11 protein-coding genes are annotated in these 15658 nt (G+C 65.4%); 9 read left to right on the top strand and 2 right to left on the bottom strand.

The features are described 5' to 3' along the window. Positions 1-35 precede the first annotated feature (35 nt). Positions 36-653: a LysE/ArgO family amino acid transporter gene (locus IE097_RS00835; protein WP_189458253.1), complete on the bottom strand. Its 618-nt coding sequence runs from the start codon at positions 651-653 to the stop codon at positions 36-38. Between the two features lie 140 nt (positions 654-793). On the opposite strand from IE097_RS00835, the gene IE097_RS00840 reads away from it, so the two are divergent. From IE097_RS00840 to IE097_RS00870, 7 genes are all read left to right on the top strand, one after another. Further along, positions 794-1495, top strand: a complete 702-nt coding sequence (locus IE097_RS00840; protein ID WP_189458254.1) for an energy transducer TonB — start codon at positions 794-796, stop codon at positions 1493-1495. Positions 1496-1645: 150 nt separating this feature from the next. Then, positions 1646-3820: a TonB-dependent receptor gene (locus IE097_RS00845; protein ID WP_189458255.1), complete on the top strand. Its 2175-nt coding sequence runs from the start codon at positions 1646-1648 to the stop codon at positions 3818-3820. 81 nt (positions 3821-3901) lie between these two features. Continuing rightward, positions 3902-4582, top strand: coding sequence for a Fe2+-dependent dioxygenase (locus IE097_RS00850; protein ID WP_189458256.1), 681 nt, complete (start codon positions 3902-3904; stop codon positions 4580-4582). A 114-nt stretch (positions 4583-4696) separates the two neighbouring features. After that, on the top strand, positions 4697-4939 hold the full coding sequence (locus IE097_RS00855) for an FmdB family zinc ribbon protein (protein WP_189458257.1): 243 nt from the start codon (positions 4697-4699) through the stop codon (positions 4937-4939). Positions 4940-4950: 11 nt separating this feature from the next. After that, the gene (locus IE097_RS00860) at positions 4951-5631 is read left to right on the top strand and encodes a DUF502 domain-containing protein (protein ID WP_229797345.1); all 681 of its coding nucleotides are present in this window, start codon (positions 4951-4953) and stop codon (positions 5629-5631) included. A gap of 27 nt (positions 5632-5658) precedes the next feature. After that, a complete protein-coding gene (gene aspS / locus IE097_RS00865) occupies positions 5659-7461 on the top strand; it encodes an aspartate--tRNA ligase (RefSeq protein ID WP_189458258.1) in 1803 nt (600 codons plus the stop codon). A gap of 166 nt (positions 7462-7627) precedes the next feature. After that, the gene (locus tag IE097_RS00870) at positions 7628-8053 is read left to right on the top strand and encodes a hypothetical protein (RefSeq protein WP_189458259.1); all 426 of its coding nucleotides are present in this window, start codon (positions 7628-7630) and stop codon (positions 8051-8053) included. Between the two features lie 45 nt (positions 8054-8098). Here the strand turns inward: IE097_RS00870 and glnE are convergent, their stop codons facing one another. Beyond that, positions 8099-10783, bottom strand: coding sequence for a bifunctional [glutamate--ammonia ligase]-adenylyl-L-tyrosine phosphorylase/[glutamate--ammonia-ligase] adenylyltransferase (gene glnE / locus IE097_RS00875; RefSeq protein ID WP_189458260.1), 2685 nt, complete (start codon positions 10781-10783; stop codon positions 8099-8101). A 156-nt stretch (positions 10784-10939) separates the two neighbouring features. On the opposite strand from glnE, the gene IE097_RS00880 reads away from it, so the two are divergent. Together IE097_RS00880 and IE097_RS00885 are read left to right on the top strand one after the other, a co-directional pair. Beyond that, complete coding sequence (locus IE097_RS00880; RefSeq protein WP_189458261.1) at positions 10940-14773, top strand: YhdP family protein; 3834 nt, start codon at positions 10940-10942, stop codon at positions 14771-14773. Then, positions 14770-15573 (top strand): carbon-nitrogen hydrolase family protein, encoded by an 804-nt coding sequence (locus IE097_RS00885; RefSeq protein WP_189458262.1) that lies wholly within the window; start codon positions 14770-14772, stop codon positions 15571-15573. The genes IE097_RS00880 and IE097_RS00885 overlap by 4 nt, the downstream gene beginning before the upstream one ends. Positions 15574-15658 lie beyond the last annotated feature (85 nt).

The following is a 15658-nucleotide window of genomic DNA, read 5'->3' on the forward strand; positions in this document are numbered from 1 at the left end:
CGGCACAAATGTGCCGAAATTGAGACCGGGGCGTGTCAGAACGCCGAACGGACGAGCGACAGGGCGATCGCGAACATCATCAGCGCGATCAGCAGGTCAAGGATGCGCCAGGCGCGCGGATCGCGAAACAGCGGCGTGAGCCGTGTTGCGGCGAAGGTCAGGCTGAAGAACCAGATGAAGGAAAAGCCGGCGGCGCCGAGCAGGAACCACGGTCGTGCGTCGGCTGGCTGTTGTGCGCCGATGCCGCCCACCAGCACGATGGTGTCGAGCAGGGCGTGCGGGTTGAGGAAGGAGAACCCCAGCGTCGCCATGAAGACCGCGCGCGGTGTGGCGATGCCGCGGGCCACGTCGGGCGCCAGCGTCGTCGGTCGCAACGCCTTGCGCAGGGCGCCAAGGCCGTACCAGAACACGAATGCCGCACCGAACAGCGCCATCCAGCGTTGCAATCCCGGGGCCGCCGCGAGCAGCGTACCCATGCCGAGAATGCCGGCCCCCATCATCACCAGATCCCAGAGGCCGCAACAGAACGCCGTCAGGAACAGCTGTTGCCGGGCGATGCCCTGCCGAAGCACGAAGGCGTTCTGCGCACCGATCGCCATGATGAGGCTGGCGGACAGCATCAGGCCGTTCAGGGTGGCGGAAAGCGGGGACATGGCGGGAGTTCCGGGGGCAAACGGCCGACGCTATCGCCGTGCGCCGGCGGGCGCCATTGCGGACTTCCCCTGTTGTTTCAGGGTGTAAGGATGTCCCGCATGGCCTTGAAAATGATACCGTTTCTCAATATCATGCGCGAATGGTTCTCAATAACGATTTCAACTGGCGTGCCAGCCCGGTTCTGGTCGGTGTGGCCGGCGTACACCTGCTGGCGCTCTATCTCGTCGTCCGTACATTCGTGGCGACGACGCCACCGCAGATCATTCAGCCGTCGCTGATGTTCGCGACGCTGAGCGAGCCGGCGCCGGTTGCAACGCCACAGCCGGCGCCGCAACCCAAGCCGCAACCGGCCAGACCCAAAGCCGAGCCCGTCAAGCAGCCGGCGGCCAAGCCCGCGCCCAAGCCGGTCGCGAAAACGACGACCAGCGACAAGGCGCTGCACGACAACCGTCCGGCCGATCCGGAGCCCGCTGCCGAGCAGGCCGCGCCTGCTGCGCCGGCCGCCCCCGCCGCACCCGCAGCGGAAAAACCGGCTGCCGCGGCGCCGGTGGCCGAGAGCGCGCCGTCATTCCACGCCAATTACCTGGCCAATCCGCGTCCGCCGTATCCGCCGCAGTCGCGCGCCCTCGGCGAAGAGGGCGCGGTCACGCTGCGCGTGAAAGTCGGCGAGAACGGCATGCCGGTCTCGGTCGAAGTCGCCAAGTCGAGCGGCTTCCCGCGGCTCGACGAAGTGGCGAAGAACACGGTGAAGAACCGCTGGAAGTTCGTTCCCGCCAAGCGCGGCAACGAGGCTGTCGTCGGCACGGTGCTGGTGCCGATCGAGTTCAAGCTCAACAACTAGTTTCCGTTTCCGCAAAGCCCCGTCCTTCCGGGCGGGGCTTTGCTTTGCCCGTGGCGCAGGACGTTGTCCTGAAGCGCGGGCTGGCCGGTGCTCTCGTACCGGTCACGACATCACCAAAACCATAAATCGATACCAGTGGGGCAATACGAAATGAGGGAAATCAACCGCAGCAAGAGCCCGGTGCGGCATCTTGCCAAAGTGCCGGTCGCGGCCGCGTTCGTGTCGGTCGTCGGCGCTGCCGGCCTGGCACAGGCTGCCGACGACGCGACGCTGTCGACCGTACAGGTGACTGCCGATCGCAAGGGCGATCCGAAGGGCACCGCCGATACCTACAACGCACCGGTGACCACGGTCGGCCGCACCGCCCAGGCCGCGCGCGACATTCCGCAGTCGACGACCAGTGTGACGCGCGAGATCATGAACGACCAGGGCGCAAACAACCTCAAGGACGCGCTGCGCAACGTTGCCGGCGTGACCTTCACCGCCGGTGAAAACGGCCGCTCGGGCGACGCGATCTCGCTGCGCGGCTTCTCGGCGACGACGGACCTCTTCCTCGACAACATCCGCGACACCGGCCAGTACAACCGCGACACCTTCAACATCGACCGCGTCGAAGTGCTGCGCGGCCCGTCGTCGATGATCTACGGCCGCGGTTCGACCGGCGGCGTGATCAACCAGGTCAGCAAGACGCCGTTCCAGAGCGATGCCAGCTCGGTGACGCTGGGTATCGGTACCGAGGATTACTACCGCTTCGAAGGCGACATCAACAAGGGTCTGAGCGATACCGCCGGCCTGCGCATCAACCTGATGGGCCAGGACAGCGAATCGACCCGCGACGGTGGCGAAGCCAAGCGCTGGGGCGTGGCGCCGTCGGTCACGTTCGGCATCGGCGAACCGACCGAAGTGACGTTCTCGTATTTCCACATGCAGGAAAACAACATCCCGGACTACGGCGTGCCGTTCCTGCGCGGTACCGACGGCATCAGCCGGCCGTTGCCGGTCGACCCGAAGACCTACTACGGCCTGCCGGAATGGGACTACGAAGACACCAAGACCGACATCCTGTCCGCCAAGGTCTCGCATCAGTTCACCCCGGACATCAAGGTCACCAACAACACCCGTTACGGCCGTTACTGGCGTGAAATCTGGCCGAGCCCGCCGCGCATGGGCGCCGGCGTGACGTCCGCCAACCTGACCGACAATTCGCAGGTCACGCGTTCGCGCAACGGTGGCCGTGAAGGTCTGGACGAGATCCTCACCAACGTGACCGACGCAACGTTCAACTTCGATACCGGCACGATCCGCCACCAGGTGCTCGCCGGGCTGGAGCTGACGCGCGAAACGTCGGACACCACGCGCTGGGGCAACGTCGTGGCGCCGCCGCCTGCGACCGTCGGCAACCCGAACAACAACCCGGCCATGCCGGCGCCGATCAAGAACTACACGACCAACGTGCAGTTCGACTCGAACAACGTCGCCGTCTACCTGCAGGACTTCATCGCATTCACGCCGCAGTGGAAGTTCCTGATCGGCGCGCGCTGGGATTATCTGGATGCCGATTACGACACCAAGACCTTCGCGACCAATACCACGACCAACGTCCAGCGCACCGACAGCGAGTGGAGCTGGCGGACCGGCCTCGTCTACCAGCCGGACGCGATCCAGTCGTACTACGTGTCGTACGGCACCTCGTTCAACCCGTCGGCCGAGGCGTATTCGCTCGATCCGAAGGGCGCGAACACGCCGCCGGAAAGCAACCGCAACTACGAAATCGGCGCCAAGTGGGATCTGTTCGAGGGCGACCTGAGCCTGCGCACCGCGCTGTTCCGCACCGAAAAGTACAACGAGCGCAACACCGACCCGCTGGTCAGCGACCGCTACGTGCTGTCGGGCAAGCGCAAGACCGACGGCCTCGAGATCGAAGTCGCCGGCCGGATCACCGAGAGCTGGAACGTGTTCGCCGGCTGGGCGTGGATGGATGCCGAGATCGTCGAGACCAAGATCGCGGCCGAGAAGGGCAAGGTGCCGCTGAACACGCCGGACTACACCGCCAGCCTGTGGACGACCTACCAGATCGACCAGTTCTGGAAGGCCGGCTTCGGTGCCAACGCGATCGGCGAGCGCTACGCCAACAACACCAACACCACGGTGGTGCCGAGCTATGTGCGCTGGGATGCGATGGTCGAGTGGAACTACCGTGACTACAGCGTGCAGCTGAACGTCTACAACCTGTTCGACAAGACCTACTACGACAGCGTCTACGCCGGCCACGTCGTACCGGGCAACACCCGCTACGCGCACCTGAGCGGTACTTACCGCTTCTGAGCGAACTGCGCTTGATATAAGCGCCGCCAATTGCCGCCGCGCTCGCAAGGGCGCGGCGGTTTTTACATTCAAGGATTTTCCATGCTGCTGCACATCCCGAACGTACTCGACCGCGAAACCGCACTTGCCTGCCGAGAACGGCTGGCCGGCGCCGGCTGGGTCGACGGCCGCATCACCTCGGGCACGCAGTCGGCACAGGTCAAGCGCAACCTGCAGCTGCCGACCGAAGACCCGGTGTCGCAGGACGTGGCCAGCGTGATCCTGCGGGCGCTCGAACAGAACGGCGTGTTCTTTTCGGCTGCGCTGCCGAAGAAAGTCGTGCCGCCGCAGTTCAACTACCACGAAGGCGGCATGCATTTTGGCAATCATGTCGACAATGCCGTCCGGACGATGCCGAGCAGCGGCGAATGGGTGCGCACCGATTTGTCGGCAACGCTGTTCTTCACCGATCCCGACGAGTACGACGGCGGCGATCTGGTGATCGAGGACACCTATGGCCTGCACGCAGTCAAGCTCGAAGCCGGCGACCTGATCCTCTATCCGTCGACCAGCCTGCACCGGGTCGAGCCGGTGACGCGCGGCGCACGGATGGTGGCGTTTTTCTGGATCCAGAGCATGGTGCGCGACGACGCTCAGCGCAGCCTGCTGTTCGATCTCGACACCAACATCCGCGACATTCGCAACCGCCACGGCGAGGATGCGGCAGCGGTCGGCCTGACCAACGTCTATCACAACCTGCTGCGCCAGTGGGTCGAGGTCTGAGCGAACGGCTCGCGGCGACGCTAAGCACTTGATGCCGCAGGCTTAGCGCGCCGTCGCGTCCGCCATCGGCCGCGCTTGCGGTATACTCTCCGGTTTGTTTGCGGAGGGCAGACCATGCCGATTTATGCTTACCGCTGCTCGTCCTGTGGTCACGACGGCGAACACATGCAAAAAATGGCCGATGCGCCGCTCGAGCAATGCCCGAGCTGCCACGCCCAGACTTATCAGAAACAGGTAACCGCCGCGGGCTTCCAGCTCAAGGGTTCGGGTTACTACGTGACCGACTTCAAGAACGGCAGCAGCCCGGCACCGTCCGGCGGCGCCTGCGGTTCGGGCAACTGCGGTCACGCCCACTGACACGGACACCCATGGCCAGCCTGAAAAAATACCTGCTGACCGGCCTCCTGATCTGGGTGCCGCTCGCGATCACCCTCTGGGTGCTCAATCTGATCATCGGAACGATGGATCAGATCGGCGAGCTGTTGCCGACGCCGATGCGCCCGGACTACTGGCTGCTGCAGCGCTTGTCGAACGATCTGCCGTGGCTGGCCGACAAGCAGGCGATTCCGGGTTTCGGTGTGGTGCTGACCGCGGTCGTGCTGCTGATCACCGGGCTGATCGCCCACAACATCATCGGCCGGCAGCTGCTGCTGCTTGGCGAATGGGTGCTCAACCGCATTCCGATCGTCCGTTCGATCTATTCGAGCGTGAAGCAGGTGTCGGACACGCTGTTCTCCGACTCCGGCCAGGCGTTCCGGACCGCGGTGCTGGTGCAGTTTCCGCATCAGGGCACGTGGGCCGTCGGCTTCGTGACCAGCCAGGTCGGCGGCGAAATCGCCGACAAGCTCGGCCACGAGATGATCTCGGTGTTCGTTCCGACGACACCGAACCCGACGTCGGGCTTTCTGTTCATGGCGCAGAAATCCGCCGTGCACGAGCTCGACATGAGCGTCGACGAAGCGCTCAAGTATGTGATTTCCCTCGGCGTGGTGTCTCCCAACGGCAAGCCCGTCGCCGCGCCGACCGCCGCAGCCCAGCCTGCGGCCTGACTCAATACCATCAAGGACTAGACTTCAATGCGTACCGATTACTGCGGCTTGATCGACCAGCGTTACCTTGGCCAGACGATCGTCATTCAGGGCTGGGCCCACCGTCGTCGTGACCACGGCGGCGTGATCTTCATCGACCTGCGCGACCGCGAGGGCATCGTCCAGGTCGTGATCGACCCGGATACCCCGGAAGCGTTCAAGCTGGCCGATTCGTCGCGCAGCGAGTACGTATTGCAGATCACCGGCCTCGTCCGTGCCCGTCCGGAAGGCACGACCAACGCCAAGATGATCTCGGGCCAGATCGAAGTGCTGGCCAAGGACATCGTGATCCTCAACAAGGCCGAGACGCCGCCGTTCCAGATCGACGACGAAAACCTGTCGGAAAACGTCCGCCTGACCAACCGCGTGATCGACCTGCGCCGTCCGGCCATGCAGAAGAACCTGCGCCTGCGCTACAAGGTGGCACTGCTGGTGCGCAACTTCCTCGACAGCAAGGGCTTCATCGATATCGAAACGCCGATGCTGACCCGCTCGACGCCCGAAGGCGCGCGCGACTACCTGGTGCCGAGCCGCGTGCACGACGGCCAGTTCTTCGCGCTGCCGCAATCGCCGCAGCTGTTCAAGCAACTGCTGATGGTGGCCGGCTTCGACCGCTACTACCAGATTACCAAGTGCTTCCGCGACGAAGACCTGCGCGCCGACCGCCAGCCCGAATTCACCCAGATCGATATCGAGACCTCGTTCCTGAACGAGGACGAGATCATGAGCATCACCGAGGAAATGGCGCGGCACGTCTTCCAGGAGGCGATCGGCGTCGACCTTGGCGAATTCCCGCGCATGCAGTACGACGACGCGATGTACTACTACGGCTCGGACAAGCCGGACCTGCGCGTCGACCTCAAGTTCACCGAACTGACCGACGTGATGAAGACCGAAGAGTTCAAGGTCTTCCGCGGTGCCGCCGACATGGACGGCGGCCGCGTCGTCGGCCTGCGCATTCCGGGCGGTGCGACGTTCAGCCGTTCGGAAATCGATGCCTACACCCAGTTCGTCGGCATCTACGGCGCCAAGGGTCTGGCCTACATCAAGGTCAACGACGTCTCGAACATCAGCAACGATCCGGACAACTCGGGTCTGCAGGCGCCGATCGTCAAGTTCCTTTCGAACGATGCGCTGAAGGCGATCATCGAACGTACCGGCGCGCAGAACGGCGACCTGATCTTCTTCGGCGCCGACAAGCGCAAGGTTGTCGACGAGGCGATCGGCGCGCTGCGCATCAAGATCGGTCACGAGAAGGGCGAGGCCGGCGGTTACTTCACCAAGTCGTGGAAGCCGCTGTGGGTCGTCGATTTCCCGATGTTCGAATACGACGAAGACGGCAAGCGCTGGAACGCCTGCCACCACCCGTTCACCTCGCCGAAGGCCGAACACCTCGAACTGCTGAAGACCGATCCGGGTGCGTGCAAGGCGCGTGCCTACGACATGGTGCTGAACGGCTGGGAAATGGGCGGCGGTTCGGTGCGTATCCACCAGGCCGACGTGCAGTCGACCGTGTTCGACGCACTCGGCATCGGCGAGGAAGAAGCGCAGAACAAGTTCGGCTTCCTGATGGACAACCTCAAGTTCGGCGCGCCGCCGCACGGTGGCCTGGCCTTCGGCCTCGACCGTCTGGTCACGCTGATGACCGGCGCCGAGTCGATCCGCGACGTGATCGCCTTCCCGAAGACCCAGCGTGCGCAGTGCCTGCTGACCAACGCACCGAACGCGGTCGACGAGAAGCAATTGCGCGAACTGCACATCCGTTTGCGCAATCCGGTGCAAACCGCCTGATGCCAACGGCATTTGCAACACAAGATCAGGCGCCCGTCGGGCGCCTTTTCTTTGGGAACCATTTTCCTGTAAATTAACCCAACATTACTTGTTTGTTGGGTTGGTGCGACTGATGGACCGATTGAATAGTCGAATGACTTACCGGTGCGGTCATGTTTTGCGGCCGATGTCGAGCTCGTTCGAGCAGAACGAGGCTTACCTGATCCGGGTGGCTTTCACCTGCCCGGAATGCGTGGCCGAGGTGACCCGGCGTGCCGGGCTCGACACCCGCGCCTACGTCAACATGCAGCAGATTTCACCGGGCATGGCCGCTTTCGTCATCGAAGTGAGCCAGACGCACGACGAACTCGGCAAACTGCTGGCCGCCATCGGCTATGCACGACGCGGCAAATCGCTCGACGAGCTGACTCCGGGAATCGAGGTCCTTGAAGACGACGGTTGCGTCTGGCGCAAGGAGCTGTGGTTCGCAACCAATACCGACCCGCGCCACGTCGTTGCGCTGATCCAGCACATCAAGCTCGAGGCCGCCTGGCTGGGCAGTTACCTGCCGCGCGAAATGGCTGCGGTGCAGTACTTCGCCTTCCCCGACTGACTCGGGTTTGGCGGAAGAAAAAACCGGGCCAAGGCCCGGTTTTTTTCATGGTGTCGAGCCGAACAGTCCGGCCCACAGCTCCCGTACCGCAGCGATCGAATCGGCGATGGTCGCCAGTGTCGCCGGGCACGGTCGGGTGCCGTTGAGCCGGCTGGCGTGCTGCAGTCGTCGCAGCTCCCGATAGGCGGTCTGAGCATGGGTTGCCAGCCCGGCGTCGATCAGGCCGTCGCGCGCGGCAAAGCCGAGCAGCGCGATATTGCCGAGATTGCCGGTCAGGTCGGCAAAGCGATGCGCATGCGCCAGGATCAGGTACTGGACGATGAACTCGATATCGACGATGCCACCGCGACAATGCTTGACGTCATCCGCCTTGGCCGGATGCGTTTCGAGCATGCGCTCGCGCATCTTCACCACCTCGTCGCGCAGCGCCACGGTGTCGCGTTCGGTGCGCAGGATGTCGTTCTTGATCGCGTCGAACGCGGCGCCGATCACGGCTTCGCCACAGACGAAGCGCGCACGGGTCAGCGCCTGGTGTTCCCAGACCCAGGCCGATTTGCGCTGGTACTCGGCAAAGGCCTCGACACTCGACACCAGCAGGCCCGAGGTACCATTCGGCCGCAGCCGCAGGTCGATGTCGTAGAGCATGCCGGCCGATGTCAGCGTCGTCAGCCAGGTGACGATTTTCTTGGCCAGCCGTGCATAGTTTTCCGGTGCATCCGGGTGCGGATCGTCGTACAGGTAGACGAGGTCGAGGTCGGAGCCGTAACCGAGCTCCTTGCCGCCAAGCTTGCCGTAGCCGATCGCGGCAAAGCGCGGCACCTCGCAGTGGCGCTTGGGCAACTCGCGCCAGACTTCGGCGATGGTGACCGTCAGCAGCAGGTCGGCGAGTGCCGAGAGATGGTCGGACACGGTTTCGAGCGGCAGCAGGCCGGCGAGATCCTGGGCGACGATGCGGAACACCTGCGTGTGCTGGAAGTGCCTCAGGCAGTCCATCTTCGCCTCGGTATCGTCGCCGAGTTCGGCAATTTCCTGGCGCAGGATCCGGCCGAGGCGTACCCAGTCGGGCGCCTGGTACAGCAGGCGTGCGTCGAGCAGCTCGTCGAGCAGGATGGGGTGGCGGGTCAGGTACTCCGAAACCCACGGGCTGGCACTGTAGAGTTCGGCCAACCGGTTCAGCGTCTGCGGGTGTTCGGCGAGCAGCGCCAGATAGGATTCGCGCCGGCCGATCGCCTCGAGCAGGCCGAGCAAGCGGGACAGCGTGTCGTCCGGATTCGGGTAGCCGGCAGCGACGCCGATCAGCGCCGGCAGGATGTGGTCGACGCGCTGGCGGCAGCGATCGGGCATCTGCTGGTAGCGGTTGCCGCTGGCGAAGGCCGCCAGCTTGCGCGCCATCTCGGTCGCATCACGGTAGCCCTTGGCGGCGAGTGCGTCGGGCGCCTGTTCGCCGTCACGGGCCTGCTGCCATGCGCCGTCATCGGCGCCGCCGGTGGCTTCCTGCGGCAGGCCGAAAATCTGCTCGAACTGCAGCGTCACGCGTTCGCGGTGATGGGCAAGCGCGGCACTGAACGCCGCCCAGTCGGCAAAGCCCATGCTCGTGGCAATCCGGGCCTTGTCGTCGTCATTGCCGGGCAATGTCTGGGTCTGCGCGTCGTCGATGTACATCAGCCGGTGCTCGACGTTGCGCAGGAAGGCGTACGCGGTTTGCAGCTCGGCGACGGTGTCGGCCGGCAGTAGCGCCTGCTGGCCGAGCTCGTCGAGAATGGCGCGGGTGGACCGCTGCGTCAGGGACTTGACCCGGCCGCCACGGATCAGCTGGAACACCTGACCGATGAATTCGATTTCGCGGATGCCGCCGGGTCCGAGCTTGATGTTGTCGATCCGGTCCCGGCGCTGCACCTCGCGGCGGATCTGGCTGTGCAGCTCGCGCATCGACTGGTAGGCGCCATAGTCGAGGTATTTGCGGTAGACGAAGGGCCGGATCAGCTGCATCAGTGCCTCGCCGTCGCCGGTCATCGCGCGGCCCTTGATCCACGCGTAGCGCTCCCATTCGCGTCCCTGGGTGATCAGGTAGTTTTCCAGCGCGGCAAACGAGCAGACCAGCGGGCCCGAGTCGCCGAACGGCCGCAAACGCATGTCGACGCGGAAGACGATGCCGTCTTCGGTCGGGTCGTCGATCAACTGGATCAGTTTCTTGCCGATGCGGGTGAAATATTCGTGGTTGGTCAGCCGGTGATCGCCGTCGGTGTTGCCGTCCTCCGGATAGACGAAAATCAGGTCGATGTCGCTCGAAACGTTGAGCTCGCGCCCGCCAAGCTTGCCCATGCCGACGACGATCAGCTCCTGCACGTCGCCGCTTTCCTCGCCGATCGGCCGGCCGGCACGGGTTTCGTTGCGCGTGGCAAAGGCGAGCCCCTGCTGGACGGCCAGCTCGGCCAGGTCCGACACCGTATGCACCGCTTCGTCGAGATCGGCCAGTCCCTCGAGCTCGCGGGCGATCAGCCGGGCCATGACCGCCTGGCGCAGACGGCGCAGCGTTCGCTTGAAGCCGGCTTCGTCGTCGGCGGGCGCGTTCAGCAGGCGGAGGGACATCTCGGCCCGGCTGAACGGCTGGTACAGGTGGGTGGCGGTCTCGTCGGCGAGATCGGGGTGACGGGTGAAGAGGCGTTGCAGGTAGCGGCTGTGGGCCAGCGCCGGGGCCAGTGTGCTCGATGTCACAGTTTCGCTGCTCATGAGGCGGGTCTGTTCGCGTTAGAATCGACGACTGTTTACGCTAGCACAATCGGCCTGCCAAAAGCGCCCGGCACTCTCCATGTCTGTTGATTTTCGTCATTTCCCGTCCGGCGCCCGTCTTCGCTGTGTACCTGACCGTTCCGCGGGCCGTCGCCGGTGCTGAAACGCCTGCCTGAAGGTCTGTGCCGCGCTGGCCGGCTGTTGCGGCGGGTGCTTCGCTGGCACGGCCGGCTGCTGTTGTGGCTGCTCGGCATTGCCACGGCACTGCTGCTGCTGGCTGCCGCGGCGTGGCAGTTCTATTTCGTGCCGCGGCTTGACCAGTTCCGGCCGCAGATCGTTGCTGCGCTGTCGAGCGCCAGCGGTGTGCCGCTGACGCTGGAGCACATCGAAGGCGGCTGGCGCGGCGGCCGGCCGCGGCTGACGATGGACGGCGTCAGCGTGCTCGACGCCTCGCAGGCACTGGCGTTGCGGCTGGCGCGGCTCGACGTCGACCTGACGTGGTGGTCCTTGTTCGTCGGCAAACTGCATTTCAAGAGCCTGCGGCTCGACGCGCCGCGCATGGTGCTGTCGCGCGACGCCGAAGGCCGGCTGCATCTCGGCAGCCTGGTCCTGCATACCGGACAGGCCGGTCGCGACAACCGTTTTGTCGACTGGCTGCTCGAGCAGGGCGAGGTCCGGCTGAACGGCGGCGAACTGCTCTGGAACGATGCGCTGACGCAGGCCGGTCCGCAACGCTTCAGCGACGTGAGTTTCGTGCTGACGAACTGGTTCGGCCAGCACAAGATCCGGCTGTCGCTGACCCCTCCGGCGGCGATGGCTGAACCGGTCGTGCTCAGCGGCCGGTTCAGCGGGCAGCATCTTTCCCGGCTGGCGAGCTGGCGTGGCACGCTGGATTTGCGGCTGGCCGATGCCGATCTGGCGCAGGTCTGGGCGCAGTTGCCCGAGGCGCAACGGCCGTTTCCGGTGCTGTCCGGCCGGGCCGGCGGGCGTCTGTCGTTCGACTTTGCCGACGGCCGGATCGGTTCGGCGCAGATGAGCCTGAAGGGGCGCGACTGGCGAGCGCAGGTCGGCGGCTCGCCGCTGGAGCTGGCGAGTTTCGACGGGCGCCTCGCGTTCGAGCACAACGCCAGGCTGCGGCGTCTCGACGTCAACATTGCCCGTGCCGACGGTCGGAACGGCCTGCTGTGCAGCGGCTGCAGCCTGAGCTACAGCGAAACGGCCGGGGCGCAACACAGGCTGAACGCACGCGGCTGGCGGCTGGAAACACTGCCCGCCTATCTGCCGATGCTGCCCAAGGCCTGGGCCGAACAGTGGTCGTCGTTGCGGCTGGCCGGCGTGCTCAAGGAGGGCGAGCTGGCCTGGGTCGGCAGCACGCCGCGCGATTACAACGGCCGGATGGTCTTCGGCGACGCGACCGTTGCCGGTGTCGCAGGCTGGCCCGGCTTCAGCGGGGCGGATGTCTGGTTGCAGTTCGACGCGCACCGCGGCGAACTGCAACTGACCAGCCAGCACCTCGGTCTCGACTGGCCGAACGAGTTTGCCGAGCCGCTCGCATTCGACAGGGCTGCGGTCGAGGCCAGCTGGCAGCGGCAAGGCGACCGCTGGCAGATTGATCTGCCCAAACTGGTGTTCGAGAACCGCGATGTTGCACTCGATCTGAAAGCCGGTTACCGCTACCGCACGGCCGACGACGACCTGCTGGAGGTGAACGGCCGGATCGGGCGGCTGGCAGCGCAGCGTGCCTACGCCTATCTGCCGCATTCGGCCGGCGCCGAGACGCTGGAGTGGCTGAAGCACTCGCTCAAGGCCGGGCAGGGGCTCGACGGCAAGGTGACCGTACGCGGGCCACTGGCGAAGTTCCCGTATCCGGACGACAAGGACGGCCGCTTCCAGATCACTGCGCTTGCCCGTGGCGTGACGCTCGACTTTGCCGACGGCTGGCCGCCGATCAGCAATATCGACGGCATCCTCGACTTCCACGGCAACCGGATGGACATCCGTGCCGACCGTGGCGCAAAGGTACTGGAAACCACACTGGCGCCGGTGCACGTCGCGATCGCCGATCTGGCGCACCGGCCGTTGCTCGAGATCGACGGCAGCGCCGAAGGCACAACGTCGGCCTTCCTCGACTTCCTGCGCCAGAGTCCGCTACATGCGCACACGGCGGCGTACATCGACACGCTGAAGGCCGAAGGCAACGGGACGCTGTTGCTCAAGCTGGGGGTACCGCTGGAAAACCCCGACGCGACGAAGGTGGATGGCCGCTACCGCTTTGGCGAGAACCGGCTCGATTTTGGCGCCGGCGTGCCGGTGCTCGGCCGTGCAAGCGGCGAACTCGGGTTTACCGAGCAGCGTTTCGACTTGCGCAATGCCACGGCGCAGGTCCTCGGCGGCGAAAGCCGCATCTCCGGCGCAAGTGGTGCCGATGGCAAGCTGCGGCTGCAGCTGGCCGGCCAGGTGCAACTCGCCGACGTGATGCGCCGTTATCCGTTCCCGCTGGGCCAGGGCATCAAGGGCCAGATCGGCTATCGGGGCCAGCTCGAACTCGGCGAGGACGGCTACGCACTGAATCTGCAGTCACCGCTCGCGCAGGCGACAGTCGACCTGCCGGCCCCCCTGGGCAAGCGCATCGGCGAATCGCGCCCCTTGCGCCTGCTGCTGGCCGGCGACAAGACCGGCAGCCGGATCGAGTTCGGTTACGGCAACCTGCTGGCCGGCGCGCTACGTCTGCCCGATTCGGGGGCGGCAGCCGGGCAGATCGTGCTGGGCAGTGCAACCGCACCGGCACCGGTGAAGCCGGGCTTTGTCGTCAGCGGCGGCTGGCCGGCACTCGACTTGCAGGATTGGGCCAAGCTGATTCCCGCCGGTGGCGGGGACGGGGGTGCGCCGCAGTCGCTGTCCGGCGACCTTGCCTTTGGTCAGTTGAGCGGCTGGGGGCGACAGCTCAACGCCACCCGACTGCGCTTTGGCGGCGACGGCCGCAACTGGCAGATCGACGTCAGTGCCCGCGAACTGGCGGGCAAATTCGGCTGGGATGACCGCGGCAACGGCAAGTTGAGCGCACAGCTGCAGCGACTGGTTCTGCCGCTGGCCGAGGCGCCGCCGGGGTCGGCCGCGCAGGAGCCGGTGCACGTGGTGGCGGCGGGCGTCCGCAAGCTGCCGGCGCTGGACATCTCGGTAGCCGATCTGCGCTACAGGTCGATGGAACTGGGACGGATGGCGGTGCTGGCGACGCAGCAGGGTGATGAATGGCGGCTCGACAAGGTCGAACTCGTCAATCCGGACCTGAATCTGAGCATGAGCGGCAGCTGGAAACAGGGCAGTCACGTCAGTGGCCGGATCGAGGCCAGCACGCCGAGCGCCGGCAACCTGCTGGGCCGGCTCGGTTATCCGGATACGGTCCGGCGTGCGCCGGCCAAATTCAGCGGCGAGCTCGGCTGGGACGGTGCGCTGTTTCCGCCGGACCTGAACACGATGCGCGGGACGATGTCGCTCGACGTCGGCGCAGGCCAGTTCGCCAAGGTTGACCCCGGCGTCGCCCGCTTCCTGTCGGTGCTGAGCCTGCAGGCGCTATCACGGCGGGTGCAGCTCGATTTCCGCGACGTGTTCTCCAGCGGCTTCGAATTCGACGCCATCACCGGTCAGGCGAAAATCGACAAGGGTATCGCGCAGACCGACGACCTGATCATCGCCGGACCGGCCGCGCAGGTGCTGTTCCGCGGCAATGCCAACTTCGTTGCCGGCACCCAGAACCTGCGCGTGCGCATCGTGCCGGTGATCGGCGATACCGTTGCGATCGCGACCGGCATCATCAATCCGGTGATCGGTGTTGCGGCATTTTTGCTACAGCGCGCACTCCGTGACCCGCTCGGCCAACTGGTTGCCTATGAATACGATATCAGCGGCTCGATGAGCGACCCGCAGGTTCGCCCGGCCCGGCAAAACCCCGCTGACCGCTTGCGCAACGTAGAACAGGGGATGCGACGATGAAGACCTTTTCCGCAACGGCCGTCCAGATGGTGTCGACCCCCGATGTGGCCGACAACCTCAAGACCGCCACCGCACTGATCGAGCGTGCCGTCGATGCCGGTTCGGCGCTGGTGGTGCTGCCCGAATACTTCGCGATCATGGGCCTGCGCGATACCGACAAGCTCGCCGTGGCCGAAGCCTTCGGCAGCGGACTGATCCAGGATTTTCTGGCTGCACAGGCCGAGCGGCACGGCATCTGGCTGGTCGGCGGTACCGTGCCGCTCGCGGCGCCAGGCGCCAGACGCATCCGCAACGCCAGTCTGGTGTTCGATCCATCCGGCAGCTGCGCCGGCCGTTACGACAAGATCCACCTGTTCGGTTTCGACAACGGCAACGAGCATTACGCCGAAGCCGACACGATCGAGGCGGGCGAGACCCCGCTCGTGCTCGACACGTCATTCGGCCGGCTCGGCGTTGCCGTGTGCTACGACCTGCGCTTTCCGGAGCTGTTCCGTCAGGCCGGACACGTCGATGTCTGGGCGCTGCCGGCGGCGTTTACCGCAACCACCGGCAGGGCGCACTGGGAGGTGTTGCTGCGGTCCCGGGCGATCGAAAACCAGTGCTTCGTCGTCGCTTCGGCGCAGGGGGGCGTGCACCGGAGCGGCCGGGAAACCTGGGGGCACAGCATGATCGTCGACCCTTGGGGGCAGGTTCTCGCCAGCCATGATGTTGGTGCCGGCCTTGCCAGTGCCGAACTCAAGGCCAGCCAGCTCGAGCGCGTGCGCAAGGTGCTGCCGGCACTGTCGCACCGCCGGCTGTAAACGGACCGCCGTGCCGGCTGGCCGGTGCCCGGGACGGGCGGGAACCGACGCATCGATCCGTGGCCCAACCGGCAAGCGGCATCGT

Origin of the sequence: Jeongeupia chitinilytica, assembly GCF_014652315.1 — a bacterium.
Taxonomy (GTDB): Bacteria; Pseudomonadota; Gammaproteobacteria; order Burkholderiales; family Chitinibacteraceae; genus Jeongeupia; species Jeongeupia chitinilytica.

Bases quoted from the DNA above. Each gene is read 5' to 3' on its own strand.
- IE097_RS00835 (WP_189458253.1), bottom strand. From the start codon at position 653: ATGTCCCCGCTTTCCGCCACCCTGAACGGCCTGATGCTGTCCGCCAGC.
- IE097_RS00840 (WP_189458254.1), top strand. From the start codon at position 794: ATGGTTCTCAATAACGATTTCAACTGGCGTGCCAGCCCGGTTCTGGTC.
- IE097_RS00845 (WP_189458255.1), top strand. From the start codon at position 1,646: ATGAGGGAAATCAACCGCAGCAAGAGCCCGGTGCGGCATCTTGCCAAA.
- IE097_RS00850 (WP_189458256.1), top strand. From the start codon at position 3,902: ATGCTGCTGCACATCCCGAACGTACTCGACCGCGAAACCGCACTTGCC.
- IE097_RS00855 (WP_189458257.1), top strand. From the start codon at position 4,697: ATGCCGATTTATGCTTACCGCTGCTCGTCCTGTGGTCACGACGGCGAA.
- IE097_RS00860 (WP_229797345.1), top strand. From the start codon at position 4,951: ATGGCCAGCCTGAAAAAATACCTGCTGACCGGCCTCCTGATCTGGGTG.
- aspS (WP_189458258.1), top strand. From the start codon at position 5,659: ATGCGTACCGATTACTGCGGCTTGATCGACCAGCGTTACCTTGGCCAG.
- IE097_RS00870 (WP_189458259.1), top strand. From the start codon at position 7,628: ATGTCGAGCTCGTTCGAGCAGAACGAGGCTTACCTGATCCGGGTGGCT.
- glnE (WP_189458260.1), bottom strand. From the start codon at position 10,783: ATGAGCAGCGAAACTGTGACATCGAGCACACTGGCCCCGGCGCTGGCC.
- IE097_RS00885 (WP_189458262.1), top strand. From the start codon at position 14,770: ATGAAGACCTTTTCCGCAACGGCCGTCCAGATGGTGTCGACCCCCGAT.